This is a genomic window from Massilia sp. BKSP1R2A-1, from assembly GCF_050586525.1.
Taxonomy (GTDB): domain Bacteria; phylum Pseudomonadota; class Gammaproteobacteria; order Burkholderiales; family Burkholderiaceae_D; genus Telluria.
Window position 1 is genome coordinate 28,615 of record NZ_JBOBRE010000019.1, and the last position, 15,565, is coordinate 44,179.

General features: G+C 66.6%; 14 protein-coding genes. 10 read left to right on the forward strand and 4 right to left on the reverse strand.

From position 1 onward, the window contains the following. Positions 1–54: 54 nt before the first annotated feature. Entirely contained in the window at positions 55–579 is a 525-nt protein-coding gene (sodC, locus tag ACQ7JA_RS22945) for a superoxide dismutase [Cu-Zn] SodC (RefSeq protein ID WP_430902022.1), read from the forward strand. Positions 580–635: 56 nt separating this feature from the next. Further along, complete coding sequence (locus tag ACQ7JA_RS22950) at positions 636–1,343, forward strand: LamG-like jellyroll fold domain-containing protein (RefSeq protein ID WP_430902023.1); 708 nt, start codon at positions 636–638, stop codon at positions 1,341–1,343. A gap of 126 nt (positions 1,344–1,469) precedes the next feature. On the opposite strand, the gene hpaR is transcribed toward ACQ7JA_RS22950, so the two are convergent. Then, positions 1,470–1,934 carry a homoprotocatechuate degradation operon regulator HpaR gene (hpaR, locus tag ACQ7JA_RS22955; RefSeq protein WP_430902024.1) on the reverse strand — a complete coding sequence of 155 codons (465 nt, stop codon included), beginning with the start codon at positions 1,932–1,934 and terminating at the stop codon, positions 1,470–1,472. Between the two features lie 117 nt (positions 1,935–2,051). Between hpaR and ACQ7JA_RS22960 the strand changes: the two genes are divergently transcribed. Continuing rightward, a complete protein-coding gene (locus ACQ7JA_RS22960) occupies positions 2,052–2,993 on the forward strand; it encodes a bestrophin family protein (protein WP_430902025.1) in 942 nt (313 codons plus the stop codon). 21 nt (positions 2,994–3,014) lie between these two features. After that, entirely contained in the window at positions 3,015–4,538 is a 1,524-nt protein-coding gene (locus tag ACQ7JA_RS22965; RefSeq protein WP_430902026.1) for an acetyl-CoA hydrolase/transferase family protein, read from the forward strand. Positions 4,539–4,666: 128 nt separating this feature from the next. On the opposite strand, the gene ACQ7JA_RS22970 is transcribed toward ACQ7JA_RS22965, so the two are convergent. The 3 genes from ACQ7JA_RS22970 to ACQ7JA_RS22980 form a co-directional block, all read right to left on the reverse strand. After that, a complete protein-coding gene (locus ACQ7JA_RS22970) occupies positions 4,667–6,301 on the reverse strand; it encodes a M28 family peptidase (RefSeq protein WP_430902027.1) in 1,635 nt (544 codons plus the stop codon). A 67-nt stretch (positions 6,302–6,368) separates the two neighbouring features. Then, complete coding sequence (locus ACQ7JA_RS22975) at positions 6,369–8,645, reverse strand: M28 family peptidase (RefSeq protein ID WP_430902028.1); 2,277 nt, start codon at positions 8,643–8,645, stop codon at positions 6,369–6,371. Positions 8,646–8,786: 141 nt separating this feature from the next. Beyond that, the gene (locus tag ACQ7JA_RS22980) at positions 8,787–9,452 is read right to left on the reverse strand and encodes a TonB family protein (RefSeq protein WP_430902029.1); all 666 of its coding nucleotides are present in this window, start codon (positions 9,450–9,452) and stop codon (positions 8,787–8,789) included. Positions 9,453–9,762: 310 nt separating this feature from the next. Between ACQ7JA_RS22980 and ACQ7JA_RS22985 the strand changes: the two genes are divergently transcribed. The 6 genes from ACQ7JA_RS22985 (at position 9,763) to ACQ7JA_RS23010 (ending at position 15,539) form a co-directional block, all read left to right on the forward strand. After that, on the forward strand, positions 9,763–10,413 hold the full coding sequence (locus ACQ7JA_RS22985) for a response regulator (RefSeq protein WP_258826508.1): 651 nt from the start codon (positions 9,763–9,765) through the stop codon (positions 10,411–10,413). A 6-nt stretch (positions 10,414–10,419) separates the two neighbouring features. After that, on the forward strand, positions 10,420–11,403 hold the full coding sequence (locus tag ACQ7JA_RS22990) for a hypothetical protein (RefSeq protein WP_430902030.1): 984 nt from the start codon (positions 10,420–10,422) through the stop codon (positions 11,401–11,403). Next, positions 11,400–12,908 (forward strand): HAMP domain-containing sensor histidine kinase, encoded by a 1,509-nt coding sequence (locus tag ACQ7JA_RS22995; protein ID WP_430902031.1) that lies wholly within the window; start codon positions 11,400–11,402, stop codon positions 12,906–12,908. Before ACQ7JA_RS22990 ends, ACQ7JA_RS22995 begins: the two co-directional genes overlap by 4 nt. Before the next feature lie 24 nt (positions 12,909–12,932). After that, positions 12,933–14,621 carry a M14 family zinc carboxypeptidase gene (locus ACQ7JA_RS23000; protein ID WP_430902032.1) on the forward strand — a complete coding sequence of 563 codons (1,689 nt, stop codon included), beginning with the start codon at positions 12,933–12,935 and terminating at the stop codon, positions 14,619–14,621. Between the two features lie 44 nt (positions 14,622–14,665). After that, a complete protein-coding gene (locus ACQ7JA_RS23005; RefSeq protein WP_430902033.1) occupies positions 14,666–15,025 on the forward strand; it encodes a VOC family protein in 360 nt (119 codons plus the stop codon). Positions 15,026–15,128: 103 nt separating this feature from the next. Further along, positions 15,129–15,539 carry a YybH family protein gene (locus tag ACQ7JA_RS23010; protein ID WP_430902034.1) on the forward strand — a complete coding sequence of 137 codons (411 nt, stop codon included), beginning with the start codon at positions 15,129–15,131 and terminating at the stop codon, positions 15,537–15,539. Positions 15,540–15,565: the final 26 nt, after the last annotated feature.

Below are 15,565 nucleotides of genomic sequence, written 5' to 3' on the forward strand. Positions count from 1 at the left end.
GAATACACTTGCTTGGCTTTTTATTATCTAACCCGAATCTCGAAGGAGGTTGTCATGAACATTCGCTTGATGTGCGCTGTTCTCCTGGGCGCGAGCTGCGCCGTCGCCAATGCCGCCGATACCAAGGTCACCATGAAGATGGCGACCGAGAAGGGGGAGGGCGCGGATGTCGGCACCGTGACCGTCAGCGAGACCAGCCACGGCCTCGTGTTCACGCCGATGCTCAAGGATCTGCCACCCGGCCTGCACGGCTTCCACGTGCATGAAAACGGCAGCTGCGGCCCGAACCAGAAAGATGGCAAGACGGTGCCAGCAGGTGCCGCGGGCGGTCACCTCGACCCGGGCAAGACCGGCAAGCACGGCCTGCCCTGGGGCGACGGCCACATGGGCGACCTGCCGGCGCTCACGGTCGACGACAAGGGCGCGGCAAGCAATCCGGTCCTGGCGCCGCGCCTCAAGAAGCTGGCCGACATCAAGGGCAAGGCCCTGATGGTGCACGCGGGCGGCGACAACCATGCCGACCACCCGGCGCCGCTGGGCGGCGGAGGCGGCCGGATCGCCTGCGGCGTGATTCAATAGCCATCCCTGATGCTGTCAGGGATGAAATAAAATTTCAAATAGAAGGCAAAAACGAAATGAAATTTCACTCCCTGATGGCAGCGGCGCTGCTGGCCGTTTCCATGGACAGCCACGCCGGCCTGATCCACCAATTCAACATCAACGGTTCCCTGGCCGATTCGGTGGGTACGGCCTCGCTGGTGGGCTTGGGCGGCACGGTCGGCGCCGACGCCTACGTGTTCGATGCCAACAAGGGCCTGCGCCTCGAAGCGAAGCTGGGTAGTGTCTATACCATCGACATGAGCTTCCACTTCGACAGCTTCCGCACCTACGGCCGCATCATCGATTTCAAGAACCTGTACGGCGACGAAGGTTTCTACGCCGCCAGCGACAAGTTCCGCGTCTTTAACGTTGCCGGTACCGGCAACGGCGGCAATATGGACGCCAACGTCGACAGCCGCGTGACCGTCACCCGCGACGCCCAGAAGATGTTCAAGGTGTACCAGAACGGCGAACTGGTGTTGAGCGTGCTGGACACGGCGGGCGTGACCGATTTCGGCCAAAATTATGCCCACTTCTTCCGTGACAACACCAGCGGGGGCACGACCGGGGAAGGCAATCCCGGTGCGGTCGACTACATTCGCGTCTACGACACGGCCCTGAGCCTGGACGAAGTGCGCGCGCTGACGCCGCCGGATGTGGACGTGCCCGAGCCGGCTTCGCTGGGCCTGATGGGCGCCGGCCTGGCGCTGCTGGGCTTTACCCGCCGCCGCCGTTCGAATTGATACGCGCCGACGCTTTTCTGTAGGGTGGTCGGCTTCGCCGACCGCGCGTTCAACAAGTGCGTGAACAGCATGCGCCCGTATTCATGCGTACTGGAGTTGAACGCGCGGACGGCAGAGCCGTCCACCCTACGGTTTCTTCGGTAATTCCACTTGCGGCACCTCGGTCGCCTGCGCCGCAATGAATCCCTCCAGCGCATCCGTCAGGTCGTCGACGACGCGCTTGCCCCACGCTTCTTCCATCAGCCGGTACTGCTGCTGGATCAGCGGCGCGATCTCGTCGATCAGGCGGTCGCCTTTCTCCCCCAGCAGCACCAATACCCGGCGCGCATCCGTGGCCACCCGCTGGCGCTCGACCAGCCCCAGTTCTTCCATCCGCGACAGCACGCCCGCCATGCTCGGGCTCAGGATCTGGCACAGCTCGCACAGCTCGCGCGGCTCGAGCTGGCCGTGCTCGTCCAGCGCACGCAGGATGCGCCACTGTTGTTCGGTAACCCCAAAGTGGTTCAGCACCGGGCGAAAATGCGCCATCAGTGCCTCGCGCGCTTTCAGGAACAGCTGGGGCAGGTTACGGTGGGTGATCCGGTAGGGCAAGGGAACTCCATTCGTGCAGTAAAGCGAGCTTGACTGCCTAACATATTAGTGATTAACTTACGCACATATTAGCGAATATTGTGTTCGCTGAATCACTTTTCGCGTGCGGCAAAGACCGTGATTATCCGAGACAGGCCTTCCGGCCTCAAGCTGTTCCTCCTCCTGCGCGGGTCAGTCCTGCTTCGCATCCTGCCGACGCTGGCGGTCAACGTGGCGATCGCCATCCTCGTCACCTGGTCGCATGGCGACTTGTGGGACCTGAAGATCACGCTCACCACCATTCCCTTCACCCTGATCGGCCTGCCGATCGCGATCTTCCTCGGTTTTCGCAACAACTCGGCCTACGACCGCTTCTGGGAAGGCCGCAAGCTGTGGGGCGAGCTGCTGCTGCGCAGCCGTAACCTGGCGCGCCAGTGCCAGAGCCTGGTGGACGGCGACGGACCCGCGCACATGAAGAACGGCCTGGGCGACGTCCGCGTACGCATGGTCCTGCGCGCCATCGCCTTCTGCGGCGCCCTGCGCGACCAGCTGCGCCACCGCCCGCTCGACCCGCACCTGGCCAGCCTCCTGTCGCCGCAGGAAGTCGAGGCGCTGAAACACCAGGCGAACCGGCCGGACTACCTGATGCGCCAAATGGGCCGTGACCTCGGCGAATGCATCCGCGAGAAGCGCATCGAGCCCTGCCTGGCCGCCAACATCGACCACACGCTCTCCGCGATGACGGCCGCTGCGGCATCCTGCGAGCGCATCAAGAACACGCCGATTCCCTTCTCCTATTCGGTGCTGCTGCACCGCACCGCCTACCTGTACTGCTTCCTGCTGCCCTTCGGCCTGGTCGACACGATCGGCTTCATGACGCCGGTGGTGGTGGCCATCGTGGCCTATACCTTCTTCGGCCTGGACGCCCTCGGCGACGAGCTGGAAGAACCGTTCGGGATGGAGCCGAACGACCTGCCGCTGGACGCGATCTGCCGGGCGATCGAGATCGATCTGCGCACGGCGCTCGGCGACGACGACGTACCGCCGCCCCTGCAGGCGGTCGATTACACCCTCATGTAGCACGTTTTAGAAGAGACGTTTATGCACCACGACGAACACGTTCAACACGACCGTATCCGCCTTCCCGCATTGCGCGAACGGATCACCAGCGCAGCGCAGGCGGCGGAATGGATCAGGGACGGCATGACCGTTGGCATGAGCGGCTTTACCCGTGCCGGCGACGCCAAGGCCGTGCCGCTCGCCCTGGCCGAGCGCGCCCGCCGCGAACCCCTGAAAATCACGCTCATGACCGGCGCCTCGCTCGGCAGCGACATCGACAAGACCCTGGCCGAATCGGGCGCGCTGGCGCGCCGCATGCCCTTCCAGGCCGACCCGGCGCTGCGCGCGGCGATCAACCGCGGCGAAGTCATGTTCGTCGACCAGCACCTGTCCGAGACCGTCGAGCTGCTGCGCACGCGCCAGATCGCCCCGGTCGACGTGGCCGTGATCGAAGCGGTCGCCATCACGGAAACCGGCGCCATCATTCCAACGACCTCGGTCGGCAACAGCGCCAGCTTCGCCATCCTGGCCGACAAGGTGATCGTCGAGATCAACCTGAGCCAGTCGCCGGCCCTCGAAGGCCTGCACGACATCTTCATCCCGAAGCACCGCCCGCGCCGCGAACCGATGCCGCTCATGAACGTGGACGACCGCATCGGCACCACGGCCATCGCCATCCCGCCCGAGAAGATCGTCGCCATCGTGATGACCGAGAAGATGGATAGCGCCTCGACCATCCTGCCGGCCGATGCGGAGACGGCGGCCATCGCCGGCCACCTGATCGGTTTCTTCAACGAAGAAATCGCACAGGGCCGCCTGACCGAGCGCCTGATGCCGATCCAGGCCGGCATCGGCACCATCGCCAACGCCGTGGTCGGCGGCCTGATCGACGGGCCGTTCCAGCACCTGAGCATGTACTCGGAAGTGCTGCAGGACTCGACCTTCGATCTGTTCGACGCGGGCAAGCTGGACTTCGCCTCGGGTTCCTCGATCACGCTGTCGGAGGCCAAGGCGCGCCAGGTGTTCGGCGACATCGAGCGCTACAAGGACCGCCTGGTGCTGCGTCCTCAGGAGGTGAGCAACCATCCGGAAGTGATCCGCAGGCTCGGCATCATCGCCATCAACACGGCCCTCGAGTGCGACATCTACGGCAACGTGAACTCGACCCACGTGCAGGGCACGCACATGATGAACGGCATCGGCGGTTCGGGCGACTTCGCGCGCAATGCCTATCTGTCCGTGTTCGCGACCAAGTCGCTGGCCAAGGGCGGCAAGATCTCGAGCATCGTGCCGATGGTGGCGCACGTCGACCACAACGAACACGACGTCGACATCATCGTCACCGAGGTGGGCCTAGCCGACCTGCGCGGCCTGGCGCCACGCGAACGGGCGCAGCGCATCATCGAGAACTGCGTGGCGGAGCCGTACCGGCAGATGCTGAAGGACTACGTGGAGGAGGCGAACAAAGGGGGAGGGCAGACGCCGCACGTGCTGGAGAAGGCGTTCTCGTGGCACGTGCGGTATCGGGAGACGGGCTCGATGCTGCCGGCGGCTACCGGCGTTTGAATCACCGTAAACCGTAGGGTGGGCGGGTTTCCCGCCCACGCGTTCAACTACACGGTGATATGACGCACATCGGCCATGCTTACGCTGGCTGAACGCGTGGGCAGGAAACCTGCCCACCCTACAACTGCTTACTTCGCGGCCGTGCGGGCCTTGCCGAACGGATCCCCCGCCTTCCACTGCGGCGCCTTCGGCGAATCCGCCACCATGCGGCCCAGGTTCAGCGTGTACTGCGCCTGCTGCACCATGCCCGACAGGTCCCAGTTCGGATCGTACTCATCCGATACCTGGTGATACTTGGCGCGGTAGCTTGCCTGCTTGGCGCGGCTACCCTCCACATCCTTCACCCAGCCATGTCCCGCGCCCACCGAGAACGCCGGCACGCCGGCCTTGGCGAAGCTGAAGTGGTCGCTGCGGAAGTAGCCGCCCGCCAGGTCGGGACGCGACGGCGCCACCGTCAGGCCCATGCTCTTGGCCGTCGCTTCCGCCATCGCGCCCAGGTCGGTGCGCTCGCTGCCAGGCGTCGAAACATCCTTGACCAGGCCGACGAAGTTCAGGCTGTCCAGGTTCAGGTTGGCCACCGTCTTCTCGATCGGCCACAGCGGCTTGGCGGCGTAGGCCGCGCTGCCCAGCAGGCCCTGCTCTTCAGCCGCCACCCACAGGAACATCTGGCTGCGCTTGGCCGGGTTGCGCACGGCTTCCTGGGCCATCGCCAGCAGGGCCGCGGTGCCCGAGGCGTTGTCGACGGCGCCGTTGAAGATGGTGTCACCTTCCGTACCCTGCTTGCCCATGTGGTCCCAGTGGGCGCTATAGATCACCACTTCGTCCTTGAGCTTCGGATCGGTTCCCGGCACCACGCCGGCCACGTTGAATTCGTTCAGCGTGCGCACTTCGGCGCGCGCTTCGCCCTTCACGCGGGCGTTCAGCACGACCGGCTTGAAGTTCTTGTCTTCAGCGGCGGCGCGCAGCTTGTCGAGATCCTGGCCGCCGGCGGCGAACAGCTTGCGCGCGGTGGCGTCGGTCATCCAGCCCTGCAGACCAGTACCCAGCTTGCCCTCGGCCAGCTGGAAGCGCTCGGCGTTGGCCCAGCTGTTCTGCACCACGCTCCAGCCGTAGGAGGCCGATGCATCGGTGTGGATCAGCAGGACGCCGGCCGCGCCCTGGCGCGCCGCTTCTTCCAGCTTGTAGGTCCAGCGGCCGTAGTAGGTCAGGCCCTCGCCGTTGAAGCGCTTCGGTTCCGCCGCGGTCGGCTTCGGATCGTTCACCATCATCACCAGCACCTTGCCCTTCAGGTCCTGGCCCTTGAAGTCGTCCCAGCCTTCTTCCGGCGCCTGGATGCCGTAGCCGACGAAGACCAGCTCGGCGTCCAGGGTGTGGTCGGCCTGGGCGTCGCCCGGACCCCAGACCCAGTCGGGACCGAACTGCAGCGGCAGCGCCTGGCCGCCGGCGGTGATGCCGAGATTGCTCTTCGCGGGCAGCGAGCGCACGCCGGCGATCTTGACCGGCTGGCGGTAGCTGCCGTTGTTGGCCGGCTGCAGGCCGATCGCGGCGGACTGGGTTTCGAGGTAGGTGACGGTCAGCTCGCCGCCGCGCTGGCCGGTGCCGCGGCCTTCGACGGCGTCGGACGACAGGAAGGCCAGGTGGGCGCGCAGCGGCGCTTCCTTGACGGTAGCGGCTTGCGCCTTGCCGGCTGCGTGGGCCGGATAGGCCACGGCGAGGCCGGCTGCGAGGGCGGTGAGGGCAAGGGAGGAGACGATCTTGTACATGGAATCCTGCTGCGTATGGGTTGATGGGTTGGCACACCGGGTGCGTCTTGCATTGTATGCCAACTGATCAGTAAAACCGCAGCACGTCGGACGATATCGTCATGCCCGTTCCCGGCATCCTTGCCGGCGCGCCGGGCGGCAGCAGGTGGGTGGGCAGGCCCGGCATGCGCTCCTCGACCACCACCGCCAGCAGGTCCTCGGACTTGATGTCCATGGTAAAGCGCAGCAGCGTGTCCTCCATCCCGTACACCGACATCGACCAGATGGTCTCCTTGTCGCTGAGCACGCGGCCGTTGACGCTGGACCCCAGCGGCTTGGTGCCGGCCGCCCACAGCTCGATGTGCGGGGCCCGGTTCTTCGAGCGCAGCGTGAATTCGACCTGGCGCGCGCCGCCCTCCTTGCGCGGCCTGGGCATGCGCAGCAGGAAGCCTTCCGGGTAGGCGATGGCGTCTTCGCGCGGTGCGACCGAGAACCATTGGCGCGGGCTGTGCCAGCCGAAGACGTCCACGTGGATCGAGGGCTTCGCGAGATGCGGGAACAGGTTCTTGCTCCAGCTGTCGAGCGGATCCGGCGGCGCCAGCCAGTAGGCGCGCCAGCTGTTCATGTCCTTGAAGTAGACCAGGCGGTCCGGCGCCAGGGTGGGCGTTTCGATTGGCGCCGGCCGCGCCGCTTGCGTGGGCAGCGCCAGGCAGCCGGCGCAGGCCAGCACCATCGCGGCCGCGACGTAGCGCCCGACGGGCAGCAGCAGGAACAGGCTGGCGAAGCAGGCCAGCAGCACCGCGATCGCCAGCGAGGGCAGGTAGACGCCGCGCGGAGCCAGCGCCGTCCAGGTTTCGCCCAGCGCGGGAACGAGCAGCAGCAGGGCCGGCAGCAGGCCGGCGGCCAGCACCGGCAGGCGCAGCGCAAGATGCGAGATCCGCGGAAGCACCATCCAGGCGCCCAGCGCCGCCGCCAGCGGCCAGGCCAGCAGGTAAGCCGTCTCGGGGGCCATCAGCAGCGCCAGCACCAGCGCCACCAGCAGCCAGGCCATGGTCCCGAGGAAGACCGGCGCCGCGCCCGCAAGGCGGCGCATCAGGTAGAGGCCGGCGACAAACAGGCAGCCGCCGGCGATGGTGTAGGCCAGCGCCGGCCCGCTGTCGCCAAGGCGCGTCAGCGCCGCCACCTCCTCGCGCTGCTCCCACAGCGCGATGCGCGCCGCCAGCAGCACCAGCGCCACCCCGAAGAAGCCCTGCACCAGCGGCGCCACCGTCTCGCCGGACCGCGCCAGCGCCTGCTGGTAGCCGCGCACCAGCATCAGGGTGGCCAGCGCCGCCAGGGTCCAGCACAGGATCGTGGAATGCTGCACCCGGCCCAGGCCCGGGATCGTGAACCAGGCACGGGCGCCATGGGCGCCGCGCGCGAGGTCGGCATTGCCATAGTGGCGCGCCAGGCCCAGCATCGCATCGCCCAGCCGCGCCGGCAGGGCGGTCTCCTGGCGCTCCAGGGTATCGAGCGTACGCTCGCCGTCGAAGGGTTTGCCGGTGTGCGCGAACAGCAGGGCCGGCGCGCCGAGCCGGCCGAGCGGTCCGATGCGCGGCGCTTCCGGCCGCAGCCTGTACAAAGCCGCCAGCAGCGACGAGCCCTCCACGCCGGGCGCCGCGTCCGGCAAGGCGTTCAAGACGCTGCCGCCGGCATTGCTCGCATCGAGCAGCACCAGGGGCCCGCCGCTGCCCATGCTGTCGAAGCGCAGCGCCAGCCCGACCTGGCGCGCCAGCGGATGGCGCTCGGCGAAACCTTGCGCGCCCAGGGCGCCGACTTCTTCGCCGTCGGCGAACAGCATCACGATATCGTTCTGCGGCGCCTGCCCGGCGGACAGGGCGCGCGCCGTCTCCAGCAGCGCCGCAACCGGCAGCGCCGAACGCGCCGCGCCCAGCGTCGTCTTGCCGCTGTCGTAGTGCGTGGCCAGCAGCAGGGCGGGGCGGTTCGCCCGGTCCGGGGCGCTGCCCGACAGGCGCGCCACCACGTTGTGGACCACGCCCACCGTGTAATGGGTGCCGCCCCAGAAATGGACGACGGATTTCTGCACCGTGGTGCGCTGCACGCTGGCCTGCAGGCCCATGCCGCGCAGCTGGTTGACGATGTAGTCGCGCGCCGCGGCATTCGCGCTGGTGGCGATCGGCCGCGTGGAAGCGGCGAGATTGGCCATGTGGCGCTGCATGCGGGCGGTATCGATGGCCGCCGGCGGCGATGCGGGAGTGTCGTGGGGGCGGGCCAGCCAGGCCAGCGCCAGGACGGTGCAGATGGCCGCGAATGCGGCCAGGCCGCGGGCGCGCGCGGGCGCCCCTGGTAGTCCAGCGGTAAGCATGTCTCTCTCTCCAATATTTGTCTTGTTGTGGGTACGACGGGCGTGCAGTGGACGTGTGACGGGGATCGGCTCCTTTCGAGTCGAAAAAAAGCCCGCCAGGCTGGGAGGCTGTGGCGGGCGAAGAAGGGAAACGTTACTGGTCTAGTCGAGGGTCCAGACGTAGGCGATCTGCGCCCATCCGGATTCGGCCGCGCCGTTGTTCATGGCCGGCTTGAACTGGCACAGGCTCAGGGCGTTGACCGCGGCGCGGTCCAGCACGCGCGAGCCGCTCGACTTCTGGATGCGCGAATCCTGCACGCGGCCGTCGGCGCCGACCAACAGGGCCAGGGTCACGGTGCCGGTCTCGCCGTTGCGGGCGGCGCTGGTCGGGTAATCGGGCTTGGCGCAGCCGTCGGCGTCGGCCAGCACGGCGCTGCGCATCGCGCCGGTATTGCTGCTGGCGGGGGCCTGGCTGGGCGGCGCCTCGCTGGCGGCGGGCTGCGCCGGCTCCGGCATCGGCTGCGGCTCGGTGGTGGCCTGGACCGGTTCCTCGATCTGCGGAGGCGGGACATCGACCTCCACCTTCGGCACCACGATCGGCGGCTTGGCGACGTCCATGCGCGGCTTGGGCGGTTCCGGCGGCGGCGAAGGCGGCGGAATGTCCGGCTTGACCCAGACCAGCGTGTCTTGCACCAGGGCGGGGATGCTGATCGCCTTCGAATTCATCACATTGATCACACCCATGGCCACCAGCGCGTGCAGGCCGGCGACGAGGGCGAACTTTCCGGCCTTGCTGCCGGTCCCATCGTTGATTTGAGAGAAGTGCATGACGATCTCCTTATTGTTACGCCTGCGCATGGATCGCAGAACTTTTTGCTTCAGGAAAGATACGCATCGGACAATGTATGGAACTAATATATGCCAGCATATAGCAATTAGTAAAGCGCTTTCTTGGCAATTTTGCTTCCATGTGTAAGTGTTCTTGGCCAGCGGAGGGGATAAAACCGGCACTCGCGTCCGTGACCGTTGTATGAAATAATCCTCTTGCAACCCGCATCCTTTCTGTCGTCTGGCACACTTAGCTGCCACAGATTGGTAAGCGAATGTAAGCGGGTCCCAGAACAGGAGCAGAAGAGTGGTGTCCGAACAGAAAAAACCTATCCGCGTGATGCTGGCCGACGACCATCCCATCGTCATGACCGGCTTTGCCATGTCGCTCGAAGCGGCGGGCATGCAGGTGGTAGGGCAGGCCAAGACCCCCAGCGAGGCGGTGGCGCTGTACGCGGCGCAGCAGCCCGACGTCGTCATCCTCGACATGCGTTTCGGGACCGAACTCACCGGCCTCGATGCGGCGCAGGGCATCCTGAAGGACGACCCGCGCGCGAAGATCATCTTCCTCAGCCAGTTCGACCAGGACAGCCTGATCAAGGAAACCTACCGCATGGGCGCCCACGCCTTCGTGACCAAGGATTGCGACCCGTCCGACCTGGTCACCGCCGTGCGCCACGCCCACGACGGCAAGCTGTACTTCCTGCCGCAGATCGCCTCGCGCCTGGCCAGCATGGCGGTGCGCGGCGACGTGACGCCGCAGTCGCAGCTCGATGAACGCGGGCTGGAGATCTTCAAGCTGATGGCCGAAGGCCTGACCAATGCGGAAATCGCCGAGAAGCTCGACCTGTCGACCAAGACCATCAGCAATATCAGCCAGTCGATCAAGGAAAAGCTGGGCGTGCACCGCCAGGCCAACATCACCCTGCTGGCCGTGAAGCACGGCCTGATCGAGCCCTAAGCGATCATGTCCCTACTGCGGAACACGCGCGCGCTCCTGGTGTCGCTGGGCGTCCTTGCGCTGCTGGCCGGCCCCGCCCAGGCCGGCGCGGAGCAAGCGGTCCCACGTGACGACGAGGTCACGGGCTTCCGCTTCCAGATCCTCACCGGCGACGACAGCGAGGTCACGCGCCGCATCGCCGAAGACCTGTACAAGCGCCTGGTGCCGACCTTCGGCGCCTTCCGCACCGAGCTGGCCCAGCGCCGCCGCATGGTCTACGTCGCGATCGGCCCGACCGCGCTGCGCGACGCCCTGGCGCGCCGCTGCGACTGCGTGGTCATCTCGGCCTTCACCTCGAGCCAGGTGTGGCGCGCCCTCACCGCCAGGGCCGGCAACCGCACTTCGCTGCTGACGGCCGTCTACGCCGAACCGGCGCCGGCCGACCAGCTGCGCCTGGCGGCCCTGCTGTACGGGCGCCCGGTGCGCGTGGGCGCCATCCTGGGACGCGACACCGCTTTCCTGCGCACGACGCTGGAGAGCGAGGTCGAGGTGCAGCCCTTCGCCGCGGGCGACGACATCAACCACACGCTCAACGGCATGACGCGCGCCGAGGTGCTGCTGGCGCTGCCCGACGGCGACGTCTACAACCCCGAGAACGTGCGCAACATCCTGCTCTCGACCTATCGCCGCAAGCAGGGCGTGATCGGCTTCTCGGCCGACATGGTCAAGGTGGGCGCGCTGGCCACCACCTATTCGGAGATCGAGGACATCAATACCCAGGTGGCCGAGATCGCGGCCAGTTTCGTGGCCACCGGCGAGCTGGCCCCGCCGCAGTTCCCGCGCTACTTCCGCACCGTGGTCAACGAGGGCGTGGCCCGCTCCCTCGACGTGCGCGTGACCGACGACGCGCGCCGCTTCGCCCGCCACCCGGCGCGCCCGGCGCCGGCGCCCGCCGCCGCCGCCGCGCCGGTCGTCACACAGGCGCCCATTCCACCGGCGCCGGTGCCATGACGCTGCGTTTCTGGCGCAGCTGGAGCATCGGCCGGCGCATGACCGTCATCACCATGCTGCCGGTGGTCTGCCTGTTCACCGCCTTCGTCTGGTATTCCTGGTACTCGCACCGCGCCCAGGTGACCGAGGAACTGGCCGAGCGCGGACGCATCCTGGCGCGCGCGCTGGCCGAGACCAGCGAATACAACGTCATCTCCGGCAACCTCTCTGACCTGCGCCTGACCATCAACGGCCTGGTGCAGTCCGACAGCAGCATCTACCGCATCGAGGTGGTGGGCGTGGACGGGGCCCAGGCCGTGCGCGTGAATTCCGAATCCGCCATCGACGCCCAGCCCTTCCACTACGAGGCGCCGATCAAGAAGCAGGTGGTGTGGATCAACCTGTTCACCGACAACGGCACCCCGCACGTTTCCGCTTCCAGCGACCTGCGTCCGCCGACGCTCACCACCGAGATCGTCGGCTGGGTGCGCGTGACGATGTCGCCCTCGAACATGATGGCCAAGCAGACCCGCCGCTTCCGCTTCGAGCTGTCGATCGCGGCGCTGGCGCTGGCCGCCAGCGCCGTGATGGCCTGGGTGCTGGCGCGCTCGCTGACGGTGCCGCTGCGCGAGGCGATCGGGGCACTCTCCCGCATCCGCAACGGCGACTACCGCGTGCAACTGCCGGTCCGGACCGGCGGCGAGGTCGGCGAGCTGCAGGCCTCGATCGGCGAGATGTCGCTGGCGCTGGACGAATCCAAGCGCGACCTCGAGAACAAGGTGGCCGAGCGCACCCGCGACCTGCTGGCCTCGCGCAACGAGGCGCTGCGCGCCGACGCCGACAAGCGCAAGCTGATCCAGAAGGTCAACTCCATCATCGAGGACGAGCGAAAGAGCATCGCGGTCGAGATCCACGACGAATTGAACGCGTCCCTGATCGCCGCGCGCCTGGAAGCCCAGGCCATCGGCGCCCTGGCAGCCAAGGCGGCGCCTGGCCCTGAGATCGACGAGATCGGCCGCAAGTCGCAGGCCATCACCAAGCTCGCACTGGACCTCTACGCCAACGGCCGCCGCCTGGTGCGCCGCCTGCGCCCCGAAGTGCTCGACATGCTCGGCCTGCACGGCGCGGTCGAGGAGATGACGCGCCACTACGACAGCAGCTCCGGCTGCAGCTTCGAGTTCCACGGCGAGGGCGACTTCTCGCGCCTGTCGAACGAGCTGGCCATCTCGGCCTACCGCATCGTGCAGGAAGCGCTGTCGAACGTCATGAAACACTCCCACGCGACCTCGGCCCAGGTGCGCCTGGTGCTGGACGAAAGCGCGCAGACGCTGCGCATCCTGGTCGCCGACGACGGCAACGGCTTCGATCCGGCCAGCGTCTCGGAAGGCATCGGTATCATCGGCATGCGCGAGCGCGTCTACGCCGTGCACGGCACGATGGACGTGCGCTCGCGCCCGGGCGGCGGCACCGTGGTGGCCTTCACCCTGCCGCTCACCGCGCCGGCGCCCGCATCGGCACCCACCTAAGCATTCACTCATCAAAAGACGACCATGTTTAACGAACTGCTCACGCCCTACGAGAAGGGCAACCTGAACCAGACCACCACCCACGCCCAATGCATCGCCTGGTACCACGACCTCGCGGCGCGCCATCCGGGCGTGCTGCGCTTCTTCGAAGTGGGCGTGTCGGACGCGGGCGTGCCGATCCACGCGGGTGTGGTGAGCAGCGACGGCGTCTTCGACCGCGAGGAAATCAAGCGCAGCGGCCGTCCGGTCTTCTTCAACAACAACGGCATCCACCCGGGCGAACCGGAAGGCGTGGACGCCTGCATGGCCCTGGTGCGTGACTTCTGCACCCAGCCCGAGCGCCTCGCCGCGCTGGGCAAGACCATCTTCCTGTTCGTCCCCCAGTACAACGTCGACGGCAGCCTGAATCGCGCCGACACCTCGCGCGTGAACCAGGACGGCCCCGAGCAGTTCGGCTTCCGCGGCAACAGCCGCCACCTCGACCTGAACCGCGACTTCGTCAAGTGCGACACCCTCACGGCCCAGGTCTTCAACAAGCTGTTCACGGCCTGGGACCCGGACGTGATGGTCGACACCCACACCTCCAACGGCGCCGACTACAGCTACACCATGACCCTGATCCACACCCAGCCGGACAAGCTGGGCGGAGCGCTGGGCGAGTTCCTGCGCTCCACCATGCTGCCCGCGATGTACGCCGGCATGGAACAGCGCGGCTGGCCGACCTGCCCCTATGTGAATCCGGTCAAGGACAGCCCGGACCACGGCATCGCCGACTTCCTCGAAACGGCGCGCTTCTCGACCGGCTACGCGGCCCTGCACCATACGATCGGCTTCATGCCCGAGACGCACATGCTCAAGCCCTTCCAGGACCGCTACGCGTCGATGCGCGCGCTGGTCGAGACCGCGCTCGACTTCACGGTGCAGAACGCCGAACGGATCCAACTGCTTCGCCGCGCGGCCAGGCAGCTTGGCCGCACGCGCGCCGAATGGCCGATCCACTGGACGATGGACGCGGACAATCCCGACAGCTTCCGCTTCAAGGGCTACGAAGCAAAATACAAGCCGAGCGTGCTGGGCACCTATACGCGCCTGTGGTACGACCGCACCAGCCCGTGGGAGCGCGACATCGCCTGGTACAACCGCTTCCCGGCCGACATCCACGTTCCCGCGCCGCGCGCCTACGTGGTGCCGCAGCAGTGGCGTGAAGCGATCGAACGCCTGCAGTGGAACGGCGTGCAATTGCTGCGCGTCGAAGCCGACCGCATGCAGGAAGTGGACTACTACCACATCGTGAGCGTGGCTTCGCGTCCGAACGCCTACGAGGGCCACATGTTCCACGATGACGTCGTGCTGGAGAAGCGCCGCGGCCAGGTCCAGCTGCGCGCGGGCGACGTCATCGTGCCGCTCGACCAGGACAATGCGCGCTACGCCGTCGAGACCCTGGAGCCGCTGGGCCACGACAGCTTCTTCCGCTGGGGCTTCTTCAACAGCGTGCTGGAGAAGAAGGAAGCGTATTCGGATTATGTGTTCGAGGACCACGCGGCCGAGCTTCTCAACGACGAGCCGGCGCTGCTGGCGAAGTTCGACGCGTGGAAGCAAGCGAATCCTGCGCTGCTGGGCAACCAGGAGGCGGTGCTGGACTTCATCTTCGCGAACTGCGAGCGCTATCGCGAACCGGAATGGCGGCGCTATCCGGTGTTCATGCTGGCTTGAAGGAAGACCTTCCTGTTTGCAGCAGACGACGTCGAGGAGACATCATGAGCACCCGAGGCAAAGAGAGCCAGATCGACAACATCGAGTTCAATGTGCTGGACATCGGAAGGAGCAAGCAGTTCTACGGTGACGTGTTCGGCTGGACCTTCGTCGACTACGGCCCGGTCTACACGGAATTCACGGACGGCCGGCTGACAGGCGGATTCACGACCGGGGAGGCTGTCCGCCCGGGCGGCCCCCTGGTCATCCTGTATTCCGACGACCTGGAGCAGGTTGCGCGCAGGATCGTGAATGCGGGAGGCCGCATCAGCCGGGATGTCTTTTCTTTTCCCGGCGGGCGGCGCTTCCACTTCATCGATCCCGACGGCTATGAGCTGGCCGTGTGGACGGCGGACGAACAGTAGCCTGACCTGGTCCTTCGCCGGAAAATTATATTCGCGCCCCTGTCGAATTCCTGTTTCCCCGAACGTCGTTGTTGGTCACGCCGACAAAACGAAAGGAAGCACGATGAAACAGGAACAGAGTATTGCCGACGCCGAACGCGTACGCCAGCTCCTGCTGGCCTGGGCCACCGCAACCCGCACCGGCGCACACGACGCCATCCTGCAAGGGCATGACCCCGATGTCCTGGTCTACGATGTCCTGCCACCCTTGCTCTACCGGGGCGCCGACGCCTATCGCGCCAGCTGGAGCAGCTGGCAACCCCAGACGCAGGGAGAAGATACCTTCGAATTCACCGAGCTGGATGTGGTGGCAGGGAGCGAGGTCGCCTTCGCGAGCGGCTTGATCAAATGCGGCGGCACCCTGCAGGGCGGCAGGATCTTCGAAGACCTCGTCAGGGCCACCTTCTGCCTGCAGAAGCGCTCGGGCGAATGGCTGGTGGCCCATCAGCATATCTCCAAGCCCGCGGGCGCTTGATTAGACATCGATGAGGGACGGTATCC